Annotated in this window: 16 protein-coding genes; 11 read left to right on the forward strand and 5 right to left on the reverse strand. The window is 33.3% G+C overall.

The features are described from left to right. The first annotated feature begins 73 nt into the window (after positions 1-73). The 6 genes from U0D62_RS05915 (at position 74) to U0D62_RS05940 (ending at position 8,544) form a co-directional block, all read left to right on the forward strand. Entirely contained in the window at positions 74-1,468 is a 1,395-nt protein-coding gene (locus U0D62_RS05915) for an OmpA family protein (protein ID WP_322194474.1), read from the forward strand. A 77-nt stretch (positions 1,469-1,545) separates the two neighbouring features. Then, entirely contained in the window at positions 1,546-4,284 is a 2,739-nt protein-coding gene (locus U0D62_RS05920) for a PD-(D/E)XK nuclease family protein (protein ID WP_322194476.1), read from the forward strand. A 2-nt stretch (positions 4,285-4,286) separates the two neighbouring features. Further along, positions 4,287-5,135 carry an alpha/beta hydrolase family protein gene (locus U0D62_RS05925; protein WP_322194478.1) on the forward strand — a complete coding sequence of 283 codons (849 nt, stop codon included), beginning with the start codon at positions 4,287-4,289 and terminating at the stop codon, positions 5,133-5,135. 57 nt (positions 5,136-5,192) lie between these two features. Beyond that, on the forward strand, positions 5,193-5,480 hold the full coding sequence (locus U0D62_RS05930) for a hypothetical protein (protein WP_322194479.1): 288 nt from the start codon (positions 5,193-5,195) through the stop codon (positions 5,478-5,480). Between the two features lie 86 nt (positions 5,481-5,566). After that, a complete protein-coding gene (locus U0D62_RS05935; protein WP_322194481.1) occupies positions 5,567-7,960 on the forward strand; it encodes a TonB-dependent receptor in 2,394 nt (797 codons plus the stop codon). A gap of 11 nt (positions 7,961-7,971) precedes the next feature. Continuing rightward, the gene (locus U0D62_RS05940; protein WP_322194483.1) at positions 7,972-8,544 is read left to right on the forward strand and encodes a type 1 periplasmic binding fold superfamily protein; all 573 of its coding nucleotides are present in this window, start codon (positions 7,972-7,974) and stop codon (positions 8,542-8,544) included. Between the two features lie 825 nt (positions 8,545-9,369). Here U0D62_RS05940 and U0D62_RS05945 read toward each other — a convergent pair. Then, positions 9,370-10,344, reverse strand: a complete 975-nt coding sequence (locus U0D62_RS05945; RefSeq protein WP_322194485.1) for a type I phosphomannose isomerase catalytic subunit — start codon at positions 10,342-10,344, stop codon at positions 9,370-9,372. A 298-nt stretch (positions 10,345-10,642) separates the two neighbouring features. On the opposite strand from U0D62_RS05945, the gene U0D62_RS05950 reads away from it, so the two are divergent. After that, positions 10,643-12,013 (forward strand): FAD-containing oxidoreductase, encoded by a 1,371-nt coding sequence (locus U0D62_RS05950; RefSeq protein WP_322194487.1) that lies wholly within the window; start codon positions 10,643-10,645, stop codon positions 12,011-12,013. Then, positions 12,013-12,837 carry a redoxin domain-containing protein gene (locus U0D62_RS05955; RefSeq protein ID WP_322194489.1) on the forward strand — a complete coding sequence of 275 codons (825 nt, stop codon included), beginning with the start codon at positions 12,013-12,015 and terminating at the stop codon, positions 12,835-12,837. The genes U0D62_RS05950 and U0D62_RS05955 overlap by 1 nt, the downstream gene beginning before the upstream one ends. Positions 12,838-12,850: 13 nt before the next feature. On the opposite strand, the gene U0D62_RS05960 is transcribed toward U0D62_RS05955, so the two are convergent. The 4 genes from U0D62_RS05960 to U0D62_RS05975 are packed head-to-tail and all read right to left on the reverse strand — an operon-like array spanning position 12,851 to position 17,527. Then, the gene (locus U0D62_RS05960) at positions 12,851-13,936 is read right to left on the reverse strand and encodes an acyltransferase family protein (protein ID WP_322194491.1); all 1,086 of its coding nucleotides are present in this window, start codon (positions 13,934-13,936) and stop codon (positions 12,851-12,853) included. A 5-nt stretch (positions 13,937-13,941) separates the two neighbouring features. Beyond that, positions 13,942-15,774 carry a sodium:solute symporter family protein gene (locus U0D62_RS05965; RefSeq protein ID WP_322194493.1) on the reverse strand — a complete coding sequence of 611 codons (1,833 nt, stop codon included), beginning with the start codon at positions 15,772-15,774 and terminating at the stop codon, positions 13,942-13,944. Positions 15,775-15,776: 2 nt separating this feature from the next. Next, positions 15,777-16,508 carry a LytR/AlgR family response regulator transcription factor gene (locus U0D62_RS05970; RefSeq protein ID WP_322194496.1) on the reverse strand — a complete coding sequence of 244 codons (732 nt, stop codon included), beginning with the start codon at positions 16,506-16,508 and terminating at the stop codon, positions 15,777-15,779. Further along, positions 16,505-17,527, reverse strand: a complete 1,023-nt coding sequence (locus tag U0D62_RS05975; protein ID WP_322194498.1) for a sensor histidine kinase — start codon at positions 17,525-17,527, stop codon at positions 16,505-16,507. The genes U0D62_RS05970 and U0D62_RS05975 overlap by 4 nt, the downstream gene beginning before the upstream one ends. 246 nt (positions 17,528-17,773) lie before the next feature. Here U0D62_RS05975 and U0D62_RS05980 point away from each other — a divergent pair, with 246 nt between their 5' ends. The 3 genes from U0D62_RS05980 to nagB all read left to right on the forward strand — a co-directional run bounded on the left by U0D62_RS05980 (position 17,774) and on the right by nagB (position 24,405). After that, a complete protein-coding gene (locus tag U0D62_RS05980) occupies positions 17,774-20,773 on the forward strand; it encodes a carboxypeptidase-like regulatory domain-containing protein (protein WP_322194499.1) in 3,000 nt (999 codons plus the stop codon). An 11-nt stretch (positions 20,774-20,784) separates the two neighbouring features. Beyond that, a complete protein-coding gene (locus U0D62_RS05985; protein ID WP_322194501.1) occupies positions 20,785-22,374 on the forward strand; it encodes a RagB/SusD family nutrient uptake outer membrane protein in 1,590 nt (529 codons plus the stop codon). A gap of 114 nt (positions 22,375-22,488) precedes the next feature. Then, on the forward strand, positions 22,489-24,405 hold the full coding sequence (gene nagB, locus U0D62_RS05990; protein ID WP_322194868.1) for a glucosamine-6-phosphate deaminase: 1,917 nt from the start codon (positions 22,489-22,491) through the stop codon (positions 24,403-24,405). Positions 24,406-24,503: the final 98 nt, after the last annotated feature.

The following is a 24,503-nucleotide window of genomic DNA, read 5'->3' on the forward strand; positions in this document are numbered from 1 at the left end:
GATTTGTCTTTGCTAGTAATTATTAACATATTACATTTGCTCTAATTAACACTTAAAAATTAAATTATTGAATATGAAACATCTTAGCAGATTTTTAGTGGCTTCGTTATTAGTACTTGGGTTTAGTACTGCGAATGCACAAGATGAAAACAACCCTTGGGCAGTATCGATTGGCGTTAATGCTGTTGACATCTTTCCTACAGGAGGAGACCTGCCTTTTCAAGGAGAAATCTTTGATGAGTATTTTAACGTTAGTGACCATTGGAATATTCTTCCATCTGTTTCTAAAATCTCTGTTGGTAAATATATAGGAGATGGGTTTACTTTCACTGTTTCTGGATCAGTTAATAAAATCGAAGAACTTGGTGAATTACCTGATGGAACAGCTGTTACTGCTGACGATTTATCGTACTATGCAGTAGATGGTAGAATAAGCTATAGCCTTAAAGGTTTGCTAAACACAAAATGGTTCGACCCTTACTTAGGTGTAGGTGGTGGATATACTTGGATTGATGAAATTGGTGCTGGAACACTTAATGGTTCTCTAGGAGTAAACCTTTGGTTAACTGAAAATTTAGCATTCAACATTCAGACTACTTACAAGCATGTATTTGAAGATTATGATGTAAGCAACTATCCTCCAACTCACTTCCAACATTCTGCTGGAATTACTTTTGCTTTCGGTGGAAAAGACACTGACGGTGACGGAGTATATGACAAAGATGATGAGTGTGTTGACGTTCCTGGTTTAGCAGAATTCAACGGATGTCCTGATACTGATGGTGACGGAATCACTGATGCTAAAGATGACTGTCCTGATACTGCAGGTACTGCAGAATTCAACGGATGTCCTGATACTGATGGTGACGGAATCGCTGATCCTAAAGATGATTGTCCTACTGTAGCTGGTATTGCTAGCCTTAACGGATGTCCTGATGCTGACGGTGATGGAATCACTGACGCTAATGACGGTTGTCCTAATGAAGCTGGTCCTGCTGCTAACAACGGATGTCCTTACCAAGATAAAGATGGTGACGGAGTATTAGACAAAGATGACAACTGTGTTGACGTTCCTGGAACTGTTGCTAACAACGGATGTCCTGAAGTAACTGAAGAAGTACAGAAAACTCTTAACGAATATGCTAAGACTATCTTATTTGACTCAGGAAAATCTTCTATCAAGTCAGAATCTAACTCTGTACTTAACGATATCGTTAAGATCTTAGGAGAGTATCCAACAGCTAAATTCGTAATTGAAGGGCACACTGATAGTGCTGGTCGTGAAGCAAGCAACCAGAAATTATCTGATGCTAGAGCTAACGCTGTTAAGAACTACTTAGTAGAGAATGGTATCGATCAGTTTAGATTATCTGCTATTGGTTATGGAGAAAACAAACCAATCGCTACTAACAAGACTAGAGCTGGTAGAGCACAAAACAGACGTGTAGAGATTAACTTATCAAATTAATTGATAGGAGAAATTCTCTTAACTAAATAACATTCAAAAACGTCCCGAGATTTCGGGACGTTTTTTATTTTTAAAGAGTGAAAAGCTTTCTACAAAATATATTATCCGATGTACATAATACATCCAAAGAATCTATTAGTGATCTCATTTTTTTGGTTCCCAGTAAAAGAGCTGGGCTCTTTCTAAAAAAGGAAATTCTATCTTTATATCCAGATCAAGTACTATTTGCACCCCTTGTACTTAGTATAGAAGAGTTTATTAGTCAAATTTCTGGTTTACATCAAATTGACAATATTCAAACCCTGTTTGAGTTTTATGAAACCTATAAAGAAGTTAATCCTGATAACGACAAAGAAACTTTTGAAACCTTTAGTAGTTGGGCACAAACTTTAATTTATGATTTTAACGAAATCGATAGGTATTGCATTGATCATCAAACCTTCTTTTCATATCTTTCTGGAATACAAGATCTAAATCATTGGTATCTTCAAAAAGAAAAAACCGAGCTAGTTAAAAACTATATTAACTTCTGGGAAAATCTGTTAGAATATTACACTCAGTTTAAAAACAAACTGCTTCAAAAAAAAATTGGATACCAAGGATTACTATATAGACAAGCTTCAGAAAATATTGCATCTTATATTAAAACCGAAAACCGAAAACATATTTTGGTTGGTTTTAATGCGTTAAACAATGCCGAGCAAACTATTTTTCAATCACTTTTAGAAGCCAATGTGGCTAAAGTTTATTGGGATGCTGATACATTTTTTATTAACAACAACTACCATGAGGCTTCTTTATTTTTAAGAAATTATAAAACTCAGTGGAAGTATTATAACGAGAATCCTTTCCAGAATATAGAAAGTAATTTTTCTGAAGAAAAGGATATCAAAATAATAGGAGTTCCTAAAAATATTGGTCAAGCAAAATTGGTAGGTCAAGTTCTTACCTCTATTCCGTCAGCAGAAATGGAGAAAACTGCTCTTGTTTTAGCTGACGAAACATTATTGCAACCAGTTTTACATTCATTACCAGATAGTATAAATGCTCTCAATATCACAATGGGTTTACCTTTAAAAGAGGTGCCTCTTGCTGCCTTTTTTGAGTTACTTTTTGACCTTCATAAAAAACCTAATACTAAAGGATTATATTATAAATCAGTTCTGGAGCTTTTAAACAGTCAACCGGTAAATCGTCTCTTAGGCTTTACTGCTACTCGTTTGATCACATTAATAACCAAAGAAAACATGGTTTTTATTACTCCTTCAAGAATTGAAGATCATGTCTCAGATGAGGAAAAAGAAATTACATCTCTCCTATTCAAAAAATGGGAAAGTGTCTCAATAGCTCTTGAAAACTGTAGAAGGATAATTCTATTACTTAAAGAAAGTATTGACAAGAGTAATAATGCTCTAGAACTAGAATATGTTTATCATTTTCATTTAGTTTTTAATAAATTACAATCCTACCAAACTCATTACGAATACCTCAATAGCTTATCATCTTTACATCAGTTATACAAAGATATACTTACAACCGAAACACTTGATTTTAGAGGTGAACCTTTTAGCGGGCTACAGCTTATGGGAATGCTAGAATCTCGTTGTCTGGATTTTGACACGGTAATTATTACATCTATAAATGAAGGTGTTCTTCCTGCAGGAAAAAGTGCTAATTCATTTATTCCATATGACCTTAAAAGAGCATACAATCTCCCTACTTATAAAGAAAAAGATGCTATATACACTTATCATTTTTACAGACTAATACAACGTGCAAAAAAAGTATATTTATTATACAATGCAGAAGATGAAGGCCTAGGTGGTGGAGAAAAAAGTAGATTCTTACATCAATTGGTTATTGATAAAAGGCCCAAGCATAAAATTTCTAGTTATACTGTATCTGCAGAAGTACCAAAACTAAACCAGGCCCTACAGCAAATAGACAAAAACGAAGCAATAGTATCAAAACTAAGAGCATTAGCAGCCCATGGCTTATCACCTTCTGCATTGACCACTTACATTAGAAATCCTATTGATTTTTATTATAGATATGTCCTGGAAATAAGAGAGACCGATCTAGTAGAAGAAACAATAGCGGCTAATACGCTAGGTACCGTAATACATAATACGTTAGAGAATTTTTACAAACCTTTAGAAGGTCAATTTCTCAATTCAGATCTTATAAAAAAAATGATTTCTCAGATAGATAAAGAAATCAAATATCAGTTTAAAAAAGAGTATGCTACACTTGATATTAATCAAGGCAAGAACCTTCTAATTTATGAGGTTGCAAAAAAATATATCTATAACTTCTTAAAATCAGAACAAAAACTGTTAGATAACGGAGCTCAATTAAAAATATTAGCTATTGAAAATAATCTAAAAACACAACTTACCATCCCTGAATTAGATTTTCCTGTTTATATAAAAGGAAAAGTAGATCGTATCGACGAATTAAATGGGCAATTAAGAATTATAGATTATAAATCTGGAAAAGTTACTAAAAGTGATGTTGTATTAACAGATTGGGATGCTATAACAGACGATTATAAATACAGTAAAGTGATCCAGATTCTTGCATATGCCTACATGTATTATAATGAAAATAAGCTATCAGATAGTTTTCTTGCCGGTATTATCTCGTTTAAAAATCTTAAAGAAGACTTTTTAAAGTTTGGAACAAAAGAAAACATAAGAGGTAAAGCCAATCATGAAATTACCCAGGTAGTATTTGACGAATATATGATACAACTAAAAAAATTGATTTTAGAGATTTTTACACTAGATACTCCAATTATAGAAAAAGAAGTATAGTTATGATTACAATAGTCAATAATATCATCGTTACAGGTGAACATCAAAAACCTATTGTTACTGATGTAATGTATCAACAGAATGATGAGCAAAAACCGGTAGTTATTTTTTGTCACGGATACAAAGGCTTCAAAGATTGGGGAGCTTGGGATTTAGTAGGCAAAGCTTTTGCTGAAGCAGGTTTTTTCTTTATAAAATTTAATTTCTCACATAATGGAGGAACATTAGAACAACCAGTAGATTTTCCAGATCTTGAAGCGTTCGGACAAAATAATTACATTAAAGAATTAGATGACTTAGACTCTATACTTAATTGGGTATATTCTACAGAATTTGCATACAGTAATCAAATAAACCTTCATCAGATTACCTTAATAGGTCATTCTCGTGGTGGTGGAATTGTAACGATTAAAGCTTCAGAAGATTCAAGAATAACAAAGCTCATAACTTGGGCGAGTGTTTCTGATTATAAAAAACGTTTTCCCGTTGGAGAAGTTTTTGATCAGTGGAAAAAGAATGGAGTCTATTATATTATAAATGGTAGGACTAAACAACAAATGCCACATTACTTTCAGTTCTATACTACTTTTATAGAAAATGAAGAAAGACTTACTATTGCTTCAGCTTCAAAAAAAATCCAAGTTCCACAGTTGATTGTTCATGGTATTGATGACCCAACCGTTGATGTACAAGAGGCTAAAAAACTACATTTATGGAACCCAAATAGCGAATTGTTCTTAATCAAAGGTGCCGATCATGTTTTTGGCGCAAAACATCCTTGGGATCATAAGGAATTACCTAAGGATTTAGAGATAATTGTTAAAAAAACTATGGAGTTTACATTACTTTAACACAGTTTTGTTGATGATTATGTATTGATTTTCTTTTTTTTTTGTTTATTTGCCGTAATGAAGTCGAATAAACACATAATTGCTTCTATATTTCTTGCAGTATTTTGCTTGATGCAACTAGCAGAACTTCACGTATTTGGTCATGATGATGCAGATACAAATTGTGCTATGTGTTTATTAACTTTGGACCAAGCTGATGATGATCATTTTATTATCACTTCTGGTAGTGATGTTCCTCAGCCTATACTAGTTCCAGCTGATATAGTAAGAACTATTTATGTAAATAGTTACTTTGCATCTTCTATTGACTACTCTTTATTTAATAAGGCTCCGCCTTCGATTTAATTATTAGTTTATAATCTCATTTTAATATCCTATAAGGATTGACCATTACTTGTACATAATTACAAGTCCATTTCTATTTTTTACCGATGAAAAGATACACGCTATTACTAGTGTCTCTTTTAGGAATATTACTCTCATCAGCTCAAGATTGTAATATCACTCTTTCAGGAAAAATTATCGATTTTCATGATGGAGTTCCCCTAAAAGAAGCTACTATAACCTATGACAACAAAATGATTGTTACAGATAACTTAGGGAATTATACGATTACCGGATTATGTCCTATATCCTATGCTTTTACAATTTCTCATCCCGACTGTAACTCTCAAGTGATTACAATCAATGTTTCTGAAGTATCAAAAAAGGACTTTTATCTTGAGCATCATTTAAATGAATTGCAAGAAGTAAAGGTCTCAGGAAAAAACCAAACTAAAACATCATCGTCTCAAGAAGAAACTATTGGTGAGAATATTATTGAAAAATACAGTAGTGCGTCTTTGGGAGATGCATTAAGAGAAATAACCGGTGTATCATCTTTAAATACAGGATCTACAATCGTCAAACCAATAATACAAGGATTAAGTGGAAGTCGAGTGTTAATCATGAATAATGGTGTACGAATGCAAGACATGGAATGGGGTGATGAACATGCTCCTAATGTAGATATCAATACTGCTGGCAATGTAACCGTAGTAAAAGGTGCAGCAGCCCTAAAATATGGTGGAGATGCAATAGGTGGAGTCATCGTTATGGAACCCAATAAATCCCCGGCAAAAGACACTATAATTGGAAAAACTGTAATCACCGGAGCCACTAATGGTAGAGGAGGAACCATCTCCTCAGAAATTATCAAAGGTTATGAAAGTGGTTGGTTTATTAAAGCGCAAGGAACTTTAAAAAGATTTGGTGATTTTGAAGCTCCTGATTATGTACTATCAAATACAGGAACATTTGAAAAAGGCGGATCTCTATCTGTAGGAAATAATAAATTTACATATGGATGGGATGCTTATTATTCATTTTATCAAAACGAAATAGGCGTACTTGCCGCTTCTCACATCGGAAACGTAGATGATCTTATTGAATCTATTAATGGCAGACAACCTTCTATAATAAGAGATTTTACTTATGATATAGATAACCCAAGACAAGATGTTACACATCACCTTGGTAGACTGCGTTTCTTTAAGCGATTTGAAAAACTAGGTAAATGGACAACCCAATATGATTTTCAACATAACCAACGCTTTGAATTTGATATTCGACAAACTGCCGAATTAAGGAAAATTCCGAGTATAGACCTGGAACTGACAACACATACCCTAACTTCTGATTTTGTTTTGGATTCAAAATTTGATTATAGTTTGGATTTTGGGATACTAGTACGCTACCAAGATAATTTTGCAGACCCCAGTACAGGAGTTAGAAGGTTAATCCCAGATTATGAAAAATATGATGCAGGATTATTTTTAACAGGAAAATATGATCTCAATGACAACCTAACTATTGACGCGGGAGTTCGATATGATTATAACCAAATCGATGCTAAGAAGTTTTACATCAAAACCAGATGGGAAGAACGTGGGTATGATCAAGAATTTAATGATTTAATTATCTCAGACGAAGGTACACAGTGGCTTACAAATCCAAAATTTGATTACCACAATATCTCGGCAACGACTGGGTTTAATTACACTTTTGGAGAAAATTATGAATTAAGAGGTAACTATGCACTTGCTCAAAGAGCACCTAACCCTTCAGAACTATTTAGTGATGGCTTGCATCATTCAGCTGCGCGAGTAGAACTAGGTGATTTAAGAATTAACCAGGAAACTTCTCATAAGTTTTCATTCTCTCTACAAGAAAGCAATGAAAAATGGGGATGGGAAATTGCTCCCTATTTTAATATTATTAATGATTATATATTAATTGAACCAACCGCTGTAGAATTGTCTTTAAGAGGAGCTTTCCCTGTTTGGGAATATCGACAAACTGATGCCCGATTGCTAGGTATTGATGCAAAAATATACAAACAATGGTATACCCATTGGAGAACTGATCATAGTTTTTCTTTGGTTAAAGGAAAAGAAATCGATGACGACACCCCTCTTATCAATATCCCTGCAGCAAATTTAAGTAACCGTATAACTTTTCAAAAAGAAAATTGGTTAGGACTAACAGCCAGTATAGAAAGTGAATATACATTTAGGCAAAATGAATTTCCGCCTAATATTAATGTTTTTTCACCGCAACAACAGCAAGAGGTTCTTTTAGACATTAACACACCACCTGGTGATTATCATCTTTTACATATGAATGCAGATATTACAGTTCCTTTCTTTAAGCAAAATGAACTAAATATTGGTGTAACTATAAACAATATTACAAATAACAAATACAGAAACTACCTGAACCGTCAACGCTATTTTGCTGATGAAGTAGGGCGAAACTTTTTATTGAGATTAACTTTTAACTATTAAATTTAAAAATGATGAACACACGTAAATTTCTATCAATGTTAGCAATCGCAAGTTTATTAATGTATTCTTGTTCTGACGATGATGACAATCCAGCCCCTGTAAATGAAGAAGAATTGATTACAACTATGACTATCACATTAACCAATGGACCACAAACCGTAGAATTAAAATCTGTTGATCTTGACGGAGCCGACGGACCTAATGCACCTGTCATTACTATATCAGGAAATTTAACTGCTAATACAACATATACAGGTTCTATTACTTTATTAAACGAAAGTGAAACCCCAGCAGAAAATATAAGAGAAGAAATTGAAGAAGAAGCAGATGAGCACCAATTCTTCTTTGAAGTAGCTGGTGGACTTAATGCAACTGCAACTGCTACGGATGCTGAAGCAGATTATCCTCCATTAACTGGTACAAACCCTGTTGGTCTAGCATTTAGCTTAGTTACTACTGATGCCAGTAATGGTAATTTAACTGTAACATTACGTCACATGCCTAAAAAGCCAAATGACGGAACGTTGACAGATGCAGGAGGTGATACAGATATTACTCAATCTTTTGACCTTACTATACAATAAAGAAATAACAAAATAAAAATTGAAACTATTTTATATGCTATCTACTAAGTTGAGTTTGTAAAACAATGTATGTATGATTTGTTTCAAGCCAAGACCTTTGGGAAGTAGTTACCCCAAGGGTCTTTTTTTATTATAATTGATCAAAAAAAAACTCCCCTAAAAGACAATTTGGTATGAACTTTGATATTTTTAGAAACAAGAATTATCGTTGAGTTAATTTTTTTCCAAAAATACATTAAGAATATCGTAACAATTAATCCAAATAACAGTCATATATATAGTAAAAGCTGGTTATCAGCTGATTAATTATTGTGATTTTATGGAGAATATTAAGGGATTGTTAAATGTTAATTATATTGAAAAAATAGTTAAAATAGTTAACGATTTGAGCTTATATTCGCGACATAATTCCTAACCAAAAAAACAGCAAAATTGAAACGTTCATAATTATGTATAAGTTGAGTTTGTGTTAAATATTATAATTAAGTTTCAATTCAGACCCTCAGGAGTAGTTAACCTGGGGGTCGCTTTTTTTACAAAAGCACGTAGTTTATTAAAAAACAATAAATTACCATCAATTTCACGGTAGTCAAATCTATATATTTCTAACAAATTGCTTGTATAAAAAAGGTGAACTTGCGTACAAATTCACCTTTTTTATAAGCCTCTAAGAGAGCGCTTAAAGAAGTAAGAATATAACCTTCAAAATGATGATTATTTTCTTGTTATTTATTTCTTAAAAATTCTGTCAATTTTATATCTGCTTAATTTTATAAAACTATAGGAAAAATTAGTTACTGAGTTGAAAATAATAATCACTTATATCTATACCGTAACTTCTATAAAATCCGCAAACGTATTTGTTGTTAAGACTACTTCTTTAATTATTGCTGGCAATAATAAAGTTTCCCCTTTTTTTAATAAATACTCTTTGTTATCATATGTAAGTGTTAAATTCCCATCAACACACATATAGATCACAAATGAATCTATTTCACTATAATCTTTAACTAACGTATCTTTTATTTTAAAAATGTTTGTTTTAAAATAAGGAGACGTTATCAATTTATTAGTCGTATTCTCTTCTAAGGTATAATTTGTCTTATATTGATCATATACACTATAATCTATAGCATCCAATGCTAGTTCGGTATGTAGTTCTCTGGTTTTTCCAGTTTTTGAATCTACTCTATCATAATCATAAATTCGATATGTAATATTTGAGGTCTGCTGTATTTCTGCCAATAAAACACCCGATCCTATAGCATGAACTCTACCTGTAGGAATATAAAAAGCATCTCCCGAAGCAACTTCTTCTTCATTAAGAATATCTAAGACTTTACCATTATCAAGATATTCTGTATAAGAATCCTTATTAACCTCTTGATTAAATCCTACAATCAGTTTAGCATCTTTATCCGCCTGCATTACATACCACATCTCGTTTTTACCAAATGAGTTATGCCTCTCTTTTGCCAAGTCATTATCAGGATGCACTTGTATCGATAATGGTTTTTGTGCATCTATGAATTTTATCAATAATGGAAATTTTTCTTTAAAAATTTCATAAACACTATTCCCTAAAAAATCTCCTCTATATTCCTTTATAAGTTGCCTTAAAGTATATCCTTTAAGATCTCCTTCAGAAACAACGGTCTCATCATTTTCAACATCAGAAATCTCCCAGGATTCCCCAATATTGTTTTCTTCATATTTCTTTTCTAAAACTGTTTTTAATTTTTCTCCACCCCAAATACGATATTTAAATAAAGGCGAAAATTTCAGAGGATATAACTCCATAGTTATTTATTTTTTAAAATTGTGAGTCAATTTTTTACGGTAAGATTCTTTTTAAGGCCTAAATATACTTTGTTTTGATCATTAATGAAAGATTAAGATCATCTACAAAATTCTTTACCAACAGTTAAATACAATTAAAACTCTCTTTTAGACTATTCTTTAACATATCTATAATCATTAGTCCTATCATTAGTAAAAAAACTTCTATATTTTTGAGTATATAAGGTTACCAGTTAATTTATATCTTTTATTCTACTCTTTTTGATTCTTTGAAAACTAACTTTAAAACTTCTTCTATATGGAAAAATTTGATGCAATAATTATCGGAACAGGACAAGCAGGGCCATCACTAGCTGCCAGGTGTGCAGCAGAAGGTTTAAAGACAGCTATCATTGAGAAAGGTAAATTTGGTGGTACCTGTGTAAACGACGGATGTACACCAACCAAAACTATGGTAGCCAGTGCTAAAGTAGCACATGTTGCTAGAAGAGCTGCAGAGTTTGGTGTCAATATCAATGGCGAAATTTCTGTAGATATGAAGAAAGTAAAAGCCAGAAAAGATACGATTGTAAATCAATCGAATACTGGGTTAGAAAAATGGCTTAAAAACACAGAAAACCTAACCGTTTATGAAGGTCACGCAAGATTTGAAAACAATCATACTATAAAGGTTAACGATCAATTACTGTATGCTGATAAAATCTTTATCAATGTAGGTGGTAGAGCTAGAGTTCCTGATGAGTATAAAGATGTAAATGCATTGACCAATACAGATATGATGAATTTAGACTACGTACCTGAGCATCTAATTATTATTGGAGGTAGTTATATTGGACTTGAATTTGGACAAATGTTTAAACGATTTGGGAGTAAAGTTACCATTGTTGAAAAAGGAGATCGTTTAGTCAAACGAGAAGATCAGGATGTATCTGATGAAATTAAAAAGATATTAGAATTAGAAGATATCAACCTTAGATTAGGAGCTACCTGTTTAAGCGGAAAAATGGAAAATGATAAGGTAGTGGTTCAGGTGGATTGCCAAAACGGAGATCCTACAGTTAAGGGGTCACATTTATTACTTGCCGTGGGGCGCATACCTAATACAGATGATTTGGGTCTTGAAAATACAGATGTCATATTAAATACTCGTGGATTTATTGAAACTGACGATACTTTAAAAACAAACGTAGAAGGTATTTGGGCTCTTGGAGATTGTAACGGAAAAGGTGCTTTTACACATACTGCCTATAATGATTTTGAAATAGTAGCTGCTAATTTGTTTGATAACGATCCAAGGAAAGTGAGTGATAGAATTCCTTGTTATGGATTATATATTGACCCAGCTCTAGCAAGAATAGGGATGACAGAAGAACAGGTAAGAGCTTCTGGTAAAAAAGCCTTGATTACAACCAGGACTATGAAACGCATTGCCAGAGCTAAAGAAAAAGGAGAATCACACGGGTTTCTTAAAATTCTTGTAGATGCAGAAACCAAAAAAATTCTTGGTGCTTCTATTCTAGGTATCGAAGGTGATGAGATTATCCATTCCTTATTAGATATAATGTATGCAGATGCTCCGTATACTGTTATCTCAAGAGCAGTACACATTCACCCTACTGTTTCAGAATTAATTCCAACCGCTCTACACGATTTAAAACCTTTACTATAATGCCCAACACCTTACAACCAAAAGATACATTTCCAGATTTTGAACTTCCTGATCATAATGGAAAACTCAAAAAATTATCATCATTCACTAAACAAAGTGAAGCTGATAAAAGATATGGTTTTAAAAATGGCTATCCTATTATTGTTATTTTTTCGAGAGGTTTTTTTTGCCCCAGAGATCAACAACAATTTAGAATGCTTCAAGAATTTGAAGATGAGCTTAGAGTAAACTTCTGCAATATAGTCTCTATCAGTGCAGATGAACCTATTATATCTAGTGCTTTTAGAGCAGGGCTCGACGTTAAATGGACTTTTTTTTCTGATGTAGATCGTCAATTAATCAAACAACTCCATATTTTGGATGAAACCGAAGGTGAATATGCATATCGATCACTTCCCTTTACCTTTGTTTTAAAACCTGATCTCAAAATTCATAAAGTTTATAACGGTTGGTATTTTGTAGGAAGACCAACCATCGAAGAGCTAAGACAGGATCTAAGAGCAATTATGCAAGAAATGGATTACTATAGTTATGAAGCCTTTAACACCTCCCATGTAAAGAAAATTCGCATTCCTCAACAAACCTGGCACAACACAGAACTGAACAAATCAAGTAATCCATTATTAGAAGGAATAATAGAATCTTTTGATCTCAGAACCGGAAATGGATATATTAAAACAAAAAATATAAAAGAATCTGTCTTCTTTAATTTTACAGCTATCCCAGGCACTGGCTATCGTACAATTCGACCAGGAACAAAAGTAACTTTTGAATTAGTAGAAACCTATACAGGGCTCTCTGCGACCAATGTTAATGAATCTTAGTTCTTTAAATAAACTATACTTTGAAGAATATTTTCTTTCTATATAAATAATACGCTAGTATCGTATAGAATACCACTACAAAACCAGCATATATAAAAGATGAAAAATAGAGACTAACTGATTTATAAACAAAGATATTCTCAAATATCCATTGGTGAATTGTTATACCTTCTTTTACTTCGATCAGATAAAATGATTTTGCAAGAAGGCTTGATAAAAAATAAATAATGATCGCATTTGCGCCTACATATTTTACAATGTTCCCAAAATTTAATTCCTTGTTATCCATTAAGTAGTGTAATACTCCTAACAAAAGAGTTGCATATCCAGATGTTACAAGTACAAAACTACTACTCCATAACGCCTTATTGATAGGAAATATAATGCTCCATAAATATCCAATTAGTAGCATTATACTTCCTATAAATATAAACTTGCGTAACTTGTTATTTTTATTACTTATTAAAATCTCACCAATAAATGTTCCGGCAATTGCAGAAACAATAGCTGGTAATGTACTTAATATTCCTTCTGGGTCATAATCTGGTTTCCAAGTATGTCCTTTTAACATAAGATAATCTAGGTAATTCGCCCAATTATGATCACTTCTTTCTAAAGTAGGAAAACCCCCATCCGGCAGAGGAATGTATGAAAGCCATATCCAATATAATATTAGAATACTTGTTCCTATCCAGAACAATGTTTTTTTATTAAAATTCAGGTATAGAATAGAGGTTATACAAAATACGATCCCTATACGTTGTAATACACCTGGTATTCTTATAGATTCAATATTTATAAACGGGAAATAAGGTAAAAATACATTGAGTAACAATCCAAGGCCAATAAGTTTTGCACTTCTTATGTATATTTTCTTATAAGTATTAATACCACCTTGCTTGGATCTATATACAAAAGAAATTGAGATCCCTACAATATATAAGAAAAATGGAAATACAAAATCTGCTAAAGTCAATCCGTTCCAATCAGCATGTAAAAGAGGAGTATATACATACGACCAATTTCCAGGAGTATTTACCAGGATCATTAAAAGTATGGTTAATCCTCTCAAAAAATCTACCGATTGTACCCGTTTCATATTATTTAAGATACAAGGGTTTTACCTATTCGTTTCCATAATTTAAGTAAAAAGAATGCCGCAATAAGAACAACAACAGTAAGAATAGAAGCATCTGTCACATTACCGTAGATCCAGTTTCCTGTAGCGAATAGTGCTCCGTATACCAGAACACATCCTAAAACCATTGCCAATAATCCAGAAGGAACCATCCATTTCTCCTTATCAGTAACAATTTCAACATTTTGATTTTTTGCCTTATTAAGAATACTTTTCCAACCAGGCCCTCCAGGTTGTATTTTTTTATAAAAGTCAAAAAGTTTCTTGTCAGAATCTGGTTTAGTCAAAAAGGTAACAGATAACCAAATAATACTGGTTATAAATACAACAAAAGGAAACTCAAACCAATCAGGAAATATTCCTTCTTCAAATCCAGCATCAGTGCTAGCTCCAAAAAGAGCTTTATTTATTGATGAAATGCTAACAAGAATAGATATAATACCAGATGCAAACATAGCAGAAATCTCACTCCAGGCATTAATTCTCCACCAAAACCATCTTAGAATAAAGATGAGTCCTGTACCAGCACCAAACATAAGAATATACTTAAATATTTGAACCGCATTGGTAAGCGCTAAAGCTATCAATGTACTAATCACCATTAATAAAACTGTAGCTATTCTACCCACTGATACTAATTTTTTTTCTGATGCATCTTTATCTACAAACTGCTTGTAGACATCATTCACCAAATAAGAAGCTCCCCAATTTAAATGTGTTGAGATTGTAGACATATATGCAGCGATCAAAGAAGCCACAACTAAACCTAAAAGACCTGTAGGTAATTTTGTCAACATTGCTGGGTATGCAAGATCATGCCCTAGTTTATCTTCAGTTATTCCAGGAAATGCTTCTTGTAAACTCATAAGATCTGGAAAAACAATCAAAGACGTTAATGCCACTATAATCCACGGCCAAGGTCTTAATGCATAATGCATAATGTTAAAAAAGAATGTAGCACCTATCGCATGGCTTTCATTTTTAGAAGCAAGCATTCTCTGTGCAATATATCCTCCTCCTCCAGGTTCTGCTCCCGGATACCAAGAACTCCACCATTGTATCGCAAGCGGTATAATCAGTAATGTAATTAAAGCATTCTTGTCATCAATATTAGGAATAAGAGATAGTTTATCTTTTACATTAGGGTGAGACATCAAATTCTCTATTCCACCAACTTCAGGAAGGTTAACACAGTAATAAGAAGCCCCAATTGCACCGGCCATCGCTACAAAAAACAGTAAAAAATCAGAATACACAACACCCTTAAAACCTCCTAATGCGCTAAATATTAGTGTTACAGCAGCAGCATACCCCACCGTTTCAAAAGCAGATAACCCAAGCATTACTTGACCAATTTTTATAGCTGCCAAGGTAACTCCAGACATAGCAAGTATATTGAATATAAAACCTAGATATACTGATCTAAACATTCTAAGAAACCTAGCAGATTTTCCTGAATACCTAAGTTCATAAAACTCCATATCGGTATTTACATTGGATCGTCTCCATAATCTGGCATAGATAAATACAGTAAGTAACCCCGTTAATAAGAAAGCCCACCACACCCAATTACCAGAAACACCGTTTTGTCTTACAATATCAGTTACAAGATTAGGCGTGTCTGTAGAAAATGTAGTAGCTACCATAGAAAAACCAAGTAGCCACCAAGGCATGTTACGCCCTGATAAAAAATATTCAGAAGTATTCTTACCAGATTTTCTGGCAACAATTAATCCTATGAATAAGGTGGTTAAGAAAAAAAATATGATGATAGAATAATCTAATGTCTTGAGTTCCATTCTTACTTTTTATTTAATAAGTTTCCTTTATTATTTAATATTCGTTGTTTTGCGTGACTGGCATAATTTCTGCCTATAGGGATTCTTTTTTCTCCAATCTCTACAAGATTTCCTTCTATAGATTTCACTTTATCTATAGCTATTGCGTATGATTTATGAATTCTAATAAAATTCTCTGAAGGAAGCTCTTCACTAATACTTGTTAAAGATTTATGAGACATAAATGTACTTTCAAGTGTACTTACCCGTATATAATCTTTAAGGCTCTCGATAAAAAGAATATCGCTCAGAAGGATTTTTACCAACTTTTTATCAACTTTTAAAAATATATGTGGTGGTTGTATATGTTCTCTTGAAGGTTGTAATTTTTTAATTTCTATCAACCTGGCTGTAAGTTTATTTACCGATTTCAAGAATCTATTAAAAGAAATAGGTTTGACCAGATAATCCAGAACTTCTAACTCATAACTTTCTAAAGCATATTCTTTATATGCGGTGGTTATAATAACCTGCGGATACTCATGTAAGCTTTTAAGAAATTCTAATCCATTCATTCTTGGCATATTAATATCCAGAAAAATAGCATCGATATCTCCCTGCTCCAGTATCGGAAGTGCTTCAATAGGGCTTTTAAAAGTGTCGACAATTTCGATATTTTTGAATTCTTTTATAAAAGAATCAATAACTTCAATAGCCAAAGGTTCATCATCAATTATGATACATTTTATAATCATTTGATGGGGATTTTAAGTAAAATTGAATATTCATTGTTTTTATTAGAAATATCTAACGTAAAGTTTTTTGGATATAAAAGTTCTAATCTTCTTTTTACATTTTTTATTCCTATACCATTAACTCTCCCATTTTCAGGATCTTCTTCAAAATTGTTTTTTGAAATAAAAATCAATTCATCCTCTTTCCTTTCAAAAGAGATCAGCAGTTCCATATGATCCGTATTAGCCAAACCATGTTTAAATGCATTCTCAATGAACGGTAAAAATAACATAGGAACAACTTTTACGTCATCAATGTTACCAGTAATATCTACTTCTGAAGTCACACGATTACCGTATCGCATTTTCTCCAATTCTATATAATTATCAATATGATTGATCACATCTAGTAAAGCAAGTTTCTTTTTACTGGTTTCATATATTACATATCGCATAAAGTTAGATAGTTTTAAAACCAAACTAGGTGCAGAATCAGATTTTTTTATTGTTAAAGAATATAAACTATTGAGTGTGTTAAAAAAGAAATGTGGTTGTATCTGTGCTTTTAAATATTTAAGTTCTGTTTTATACTGTAATTCTCTAAGATGACGGTTCTTATTTTCGACAATAACAAAATCAACGGTAAATTTTATTGCGGTTGTTAATCCTATTACATATAATTCTCCAATAATAACTGCTACAATGTGATTAAACCCAAAAGGATCCAATCTACCTTCAACTTCTGGCCATATATCCTCTGCAACTAATAAAAGGTTTAATCCAGATCTAAGTAAATAATGAACTCCCAATGACATCAGCAAGAAGATAATGTAATAGACATACTTCTTTTTTAATATAAACTTAGGAACTAGGTAATAGATATTAAAGTACACCAATACTATATGAAGCGGAAATTCAACAAGATTTGATTTTATTGAATACCAATAATCATTAAAATAACTCCCCCATCGAATTACATTAAATAAAAAATAAAATATCCAAAAATACAGATGATATTTTCGTTTTATAGTTCTTTTCACCTTAGTTTTCCCTTTTGTAAAATCATTAAAATTACAACCCTAATCATTGGTTTTTAACAAAAATTTCGGAAAAATGTAAGGCTATTTGCAGAGAAAAACAAAAAATTCGACAATATCGTATTTTCAAAAAAACAGATATCTTTAAGTCTGTGTCGATTGTAATTGAAATGGTGTTGTTCGTCTAAAAAAAATTTTAATAAAACCCTAATAAATTACTTTGGACTCAATTCAACAAACCATAGTAGTATGAAACAACATAAATTAACACTTACTATTTTTTTATTATTTACCATACTAAGTTTTGGGCAGGGGACCCAAATAACAGGTACGGTAACTGCAGCTTCTGATGGGGTGCCACTGCCAGGAGTAAATATTATAGTAAAGGGAACAGCAAACGGAGCACAAACAGATTTTGACGGGAAGTATACAATTACAGCTTCTCAAGGAGATGTTTTGCAAATTTCATATTTAGGTATGAAAACTAAAGAAGTAATTGTAGGAACACAAACTACAATTGATGTTCAATTAGATGAAGATCTTGAACAATTAGAAGATGTGGTAGTTACCGCATTGGGGATTAAAAAATCAAGAAAAACACTTACGTACGCGGCTCAGGATATAAAAGCCGAAGACATTACAAGAGTTAAAGATGCCAACCCTATAAACAATTTATCGGGTAGGATTTCTGGGGTTTCTATTAATAGAAGTTCTTCGGGTGTAGGAGGTTCTGTAAAGGTAACACTTCGAGGAAATACCTCAACACGTAATAACCAACCATTATATGTGATCGATGGGATACCTTTATCCAATCCAAGCCCAACACAGCCTAATAGTACTTTTGGTGATATTAATGGTGGAAACAGAGATGGAGGAGATGCTTTAGCTTTATTAAATCCAGACAACATTGAGAGTATTACAGTATTAAAAGGTGCATCTGCATCTGCATTATACGGTAGTCAAGGTTCTAACGGGGTAATTTTAATTACTACTAAAAAAGGAAAAGAAGGAGCATTTAAAGTAGACTTCTCATCAAACGTAACTATTGATCAAGCAGCATATTTACTTGATTTTAATAGTGAAACCGAAAGTAATGTAGATGATTTTTTCCAAACGGGAATTACTAATATTAATTCACTTTCAGTTTCTGGAGGTACAGAAAAAGCTCAATCTTATTTCTCATATTCTAATACGTTTGCAGATGGAGTAATGCCAACAAACACTGTTAAGAAACATACAGTAAACTTTAGAGAGACTGCAAAGCTTTTTGATAACAGATTAAGTATTGATGGAAGCGTTTTACTATCAACACAAAGCGTAGTAAACAGACCAATCTCTGGACTTTATTTTAATCCACTAACAGGGGTTTATAACTTTGCTTCTCCTGGAGAAAGACTTTCTGAATATGAAAATTTTGAAGAATTAGATCCAAACAGAAATATTCAGTCACAAAGATGGTGGAGAGGTACATTTGATACCGAGCAAAATCCTTATTGGATTTTAAACAGAAACAAGTCTGAAGATAGAAATCAAAAACTAGTAGCTGCTCTTGCATTACAGTTTAAAGTTAATGATTGGCTAAGTCTTCAAACCAGAGGAAGTTATGACCGATCTACATATCTTTTTGAAAGAGATATTTTTGCAACTACAGAAGCTACTTTAGCTCCTTTAAATGGGCGTTATATTCTTAATGAAGCAGACGCACTTCAATTATATGGAGATTTAATTGCTACAGTAAATACTAACTTTAATGAAGATTTAAGTTTTACTGCAAACCTAGGATCTAGTATCAATAGAACAACAAGTGACGCTTTTACCGCGGATTCAGGAACTACTGGAGGTCTTCAGTTTGCTAATATATTCTCGGTACAAAATTTTGTAGCTAATCCTGGAGTTTCTTTTAATCAAACTAGTTCTACAAAAGAAGTACAATCATTATTCGCTAGTGCGCAATTAGGATATAAGGATATGGTATTTCTTGATGTAACAGGAAGAAATGACTGGTCTTCGGCATTACCTTCTTCAAACAACTCATTTTTCTACCCTTCTTTTGGGGTAACTGGATTGCTTAGTGAAATATTTGATTTAGGAGAGCATGTGTCTTTAGGTAAAATAAGAGCATCTTATGCAGAAGTAGGTAATGATATCCCTGCAAATCTTGCAAATCCTACCAATCAGATCTTGTTCGGAAATGGTCTTTCTCCTGCGGAGCCTGTGCTTCCACTTGGAGAGCTAAAACCTGAAACTCAAAAATCAATAGAATTAGGTACTGAGTGGAGATTTTTACAAGGCCGTCTTGGATTTGACTTCTCATACTACAAAACCAATACAGAAGATCAATTTATGATCATTTCTGTTGCAACCTCTACAGGTTCAGCTCAAAGAAGTATTAATGCTGGGGATATAGAAAATAAAGGTTTTGAAGTAGGATTATTTGCAAAACCAGTAAAGACAGATGATTTTTCTTGGGAAACAAATCTTAACTTTGCACTTAATGACAACACTGTCAAAGAATTACCAGACGAGTTACCTAATGGATTATTTACTCTAACTGGACAAGGTGTTAACTCATATGCACTATATATTCGTGAAGGTGGATCTTTTGGTGATATCTATGCCAGAGTAATACAACGAGATGCAAGTGGAAGACCTGTAGTTGATGAGGATGCTGGTTCAGGAGCTTTAGTTCCTGTAGAAAGTAACAACCCAGATGCTTTTAACGGATTAGAATTTGTAGGAAATGCAAATCCTGATTGGACCTTAGGATGGAGTAATACTTTTAGTTATAAAAACTGGAATGCTACTTTCTTAATTGATGGAAAATTTGGTGGTGAAGTAATGAGTTTAACTGAAGCTATTGTAGAAGGAGGAAGTAGTAATACTGAGCGAACTTCTGGAACTGGAACTATCGAAGTAGTAAACTCGACAGGTACTGCAAGATCGATCCCAGAAGCTGATTATTATAGAGCTATCGGAGGTAGAAATGGTTTTACAGGAGAATATGTTTATAGTGCAACCAACATTCGTTTGGCAGAAATGGCTATAGGATATGATTTTAAACTGGGAGAGAGTTCTTTCTTTAACAGTGCCAGAGCCTCTTTAATTGGGCGTAATTTATTCTTTTTCTATAAAGATGCGCCATATGACCCTAATATTTCTTTGAGTACCGCTAATGGTTTACAAGGAATAGATGCCTTTGGAGCTCCTTCAACAAGGAGTTATGGTTTAAACATTCAATTAACTTTTTAAAAAACGCTATGATGAAAAGAATTGCGAAATATATAATGTCTCTTTCAGTAGTAATGATAAGTATCGTTGCGTGTACTGATAATTTTGACGAACTTAATACAGATACGCTGAATGCGTCTGATGAATCTTTACAGCAAGATTTTCAGATTATCGGAGCTTTTTATTCTCCTATCTTTCAGAACATCTATCAATACAGACCAGAATGGTCTTACCAGCTGCAGCAAAACTTGAATGCTGATATATATTCTGGATATATGACCAATCCAAGGCCATTTGTTGCAGGAGCAAATAACACAACATATGCCCTAGTTGACGGATGGAATAACTTTCCGTGGGATGTTGCGTATACGAATGTCATGAATAATGCACAAAAAATTGAAGAAAGAGGAAGAGAAGATTTTCCAACCCTTTATGCGGTGTCATTAATTCTTAAGGTTACAGCAATGCATAGAGTTTCTGATATTTTCGGACCAATCGTGTATACTCAATTTGGAGAATCTGAAACAACAAGTTCTTATGACTCTCAGCAAGAAGCTTATACTGCATTTTTTGCAGATCTTGATCTTGCTGTAGAAACATTATCTCAGGATTTAGACAGTCAACGATTTGTTTCTTTTGACCTTGTATATGGGGGAGATTATAATAAATGGGTTCGATTTGCTAACTCTTTACGTCTTAGATTAGCTACCAGAATAGCAATGGCAGATCCTGCAAAAGCTCAACTTGAAGCAGAAAAAGCTTTAAGTAATCCAATTGGATTAATTGAAAGTAATGAAGATAATTTTGTAATCAATGGTTCTCAATCTCATCCATTACAAACAATCAATAGCTCTTGGGGAGATATCCGTATGAATGCTTCGATGGAGTCTATCCTAGTAGGGTATGACGACCCAAGAATTGGAAACTATTTTGGAGAATCCGCAGATTATGCCGGTGAATATAAAGGTATTAGAAATGGACTTCCTTTATTACCTGGGTACCCAGAAGAATTAGCACAAAAAGCAGATTATATTGGTTTTTCTGAGCTTGGTGGAGATGTTATAAATACTACACAAGTTCAATTAATGACTGCAGCAGAAGTATATTTCTTAAGAGCAGAGGCTGCACTAAGAGGATGGGCTGGAGCCGGAGATGCAAGAAGTAACTATGAAAGTGGTATTTCTACTTCAATGAGCCAATATGGTATCAGTGCATCTGCAGCATATATTGCAGACAACACTTCAGTACCAATAGATTATGTAGACCCTGTTACAGCTGCAAATAATATTGCTGCTGCAAGTTCTATTACTATTGCCTGGAACGACGGAGATACTAACGAAACCAAACTTGAGAGAATCATTACTCAAAAATGGATCGCAGTATATCCTGATGGACAAGAGGCATGGAGTGAATTTAGAAGAACAGGATATCCTAGAATATTTCCAGTAGTTAGTAATCAAAGTGGAGGAACAGTTGATACTAACATTCAAATAAGAAGATTGCCTTTTACGGCTAATGAAAAAGCCCAAAACCCTGATGGTGTAGCAGGTGCCATCACCAAACTTGGAGGAGCCGATAATGCCGGTACTCGATTATGGTGGGATACCAATAGTAATTTTTAACGAATTAGCGAATCTATAAGTGATAAACAAAGCGTATTTGTTTTGTTTATCACTTTTTACCAAGAGTGATTTATGCAGACAATAGACAAAACCGATCCTAAAGCTATTAAAAAAATGATTCAAGAAATTGAACATAAACAAGTTGGAAAATTTGAAAATACTAAGTTTGAAAAAATTCATAGTGAAGTATTTTCTGATTCCTCAAACGCTTCAAAGTTAGTGGCGCACGAGATTGCCGGGCTCATTAAACAAAAACAAGATGAGGGTAAACCCTGTGTCTTGGGGCTTGCAACTGGTTCTTCTCCTATAAAGGTATATGAAGAATTAGTGAATCTATACCGTTCAGGAGATCTTAGTTTTAATAATGTGGTTACTTTCAATTTGGATGAATATTATCCAATGGAAACTGAACATCAGCAAAGTTATCATCATTTTATGCATCAACATCTTTTTGATCACGTTGATATTAATCCTGAAAATGTAAATATTCCTGACGGAACAATATCTCTAGAAGAGATGGATCAATACTGTATCGATTATGAGATGAAGATCAAACAATTGGGCGGATTGGATTTTCAACTTTTAGGAATCGGAAGAACAGGACATATCGGTTTTAATGAACCTGGTTCTCACCCTAATTCGGGAACCCGAATCATTACCCTTGATCATATGACCAGAAGTGATGCTTCTTCTGATTTTAACGGGTTAGAAAATGTACCTAAAAAAGCTGTAACAATGGGAATAAGTACCATTATGAAAGCTAGAAGAGTTATACTATTAGCTTGGGGTCATAAAAAAGCATCCGTTGTACAAGAGACAATAGAAGGTGAAATTACTTCAAATATCCCTGCTTCTTTTTTACAAGAGCATAAAAACACTACCGTTATTCTGGATGCAGAAGCCGCTTCAGAATTAACTCGTGTTAAAACACCTTGGTTGGTAGATCAGTGTATCTGGACAGAGCAATTAAAATTTAAAGCAGTTACCTGGCTTAGTCAGGAATTAAATAAACCTGTATTAAAACTTACTGATAAAGATTATAATGAACATGGAATGTCTGGGCTTCTTGCCGTAGAAGGATCTTCCTATGATCTTAACATCAAAATATTTAATAAATTACAACATACCATTACAGGATGGCCTGGAGGAAAGCCCAATGCTGATGATACTAATCGTCCTGAAAGAGCATTACCTGCAAAAAAGAGAGTACTAATTTTTAGTCCACATCCAGATGACGATGTGATATCGATGGGAGGTACATTTCTTAGGCTTATCGATCAAGGACATGATGTTCATGTAGCTTATCAAACCTCTGGTAATATCGCTGTTAATGATGAAGAAGCATTAAAATTTGCAGAAGTAGCGCAAAATTTCAAGCAAAATGCCGAAGAATGTTCATTTGAAAAAATTATACAGTTCTTAAAAGCAAAAAAACCTGGTGACATTGATATTTCTGAAGCACAGCAAATCAAAGGGTTAATCCGAAGAATGGAATCAGTTGGAGCCACTAGATATTTTGGTCTAGGTGATGATAAAGTTCATTTTTTGAACCTACCTTTTTATGAAACTGGTCAAATCAAGAAAAATCCTCTGGGAGAAAAAGATATCCAAATTACTATGGATATTATCAATGAGATACAACCACATCAAATATATGCTGCCGGTGATCTTGCCGATCCACATGGTACGCATAAAGTATGTCTAGATGCTATTTTTAAATCTTTAGAAGATTTAAAAACAAAGGATTTTATGAAAGACTGCTGGGTATGGCTTTATCGAGGAGCTTGGCAGGAGTGGGATGTATCAGAAATTGATATGGCTGTTCCTTTAAGTCCTGATGAAGTAAACAAAAAGACTAATGCCATTTTATATCACCAATCTCAAAAAGACAGAGTGATGTTTCAAGGTGAGGATTCTAGAGAATTTTGGCTTAGAGCTCGCGAAAGAAATCGAAATACTGCAGAGCTATACGACGCACTTGGATTAGCCGATTATGAAGCTATTGAAGCATTTAAGAGATATAACTTCTAATAAGTAGTGTTTATTATATAGCCCCTCTCTCTGAAAAGGGCCTTAAGAGGGGCTATTATTTTTTGATACACCTCTCTATTCTTCTTAAAAATAAATAC

The organism is Aquimarina callyspongiae, from assembly GCF_034322225.1.
Taxonomy (GTDB): Bacteria; Bacteroidota; Bacteroidia; order Flavobacteriales; family Flavobacteriaceae; genus Aquimarina.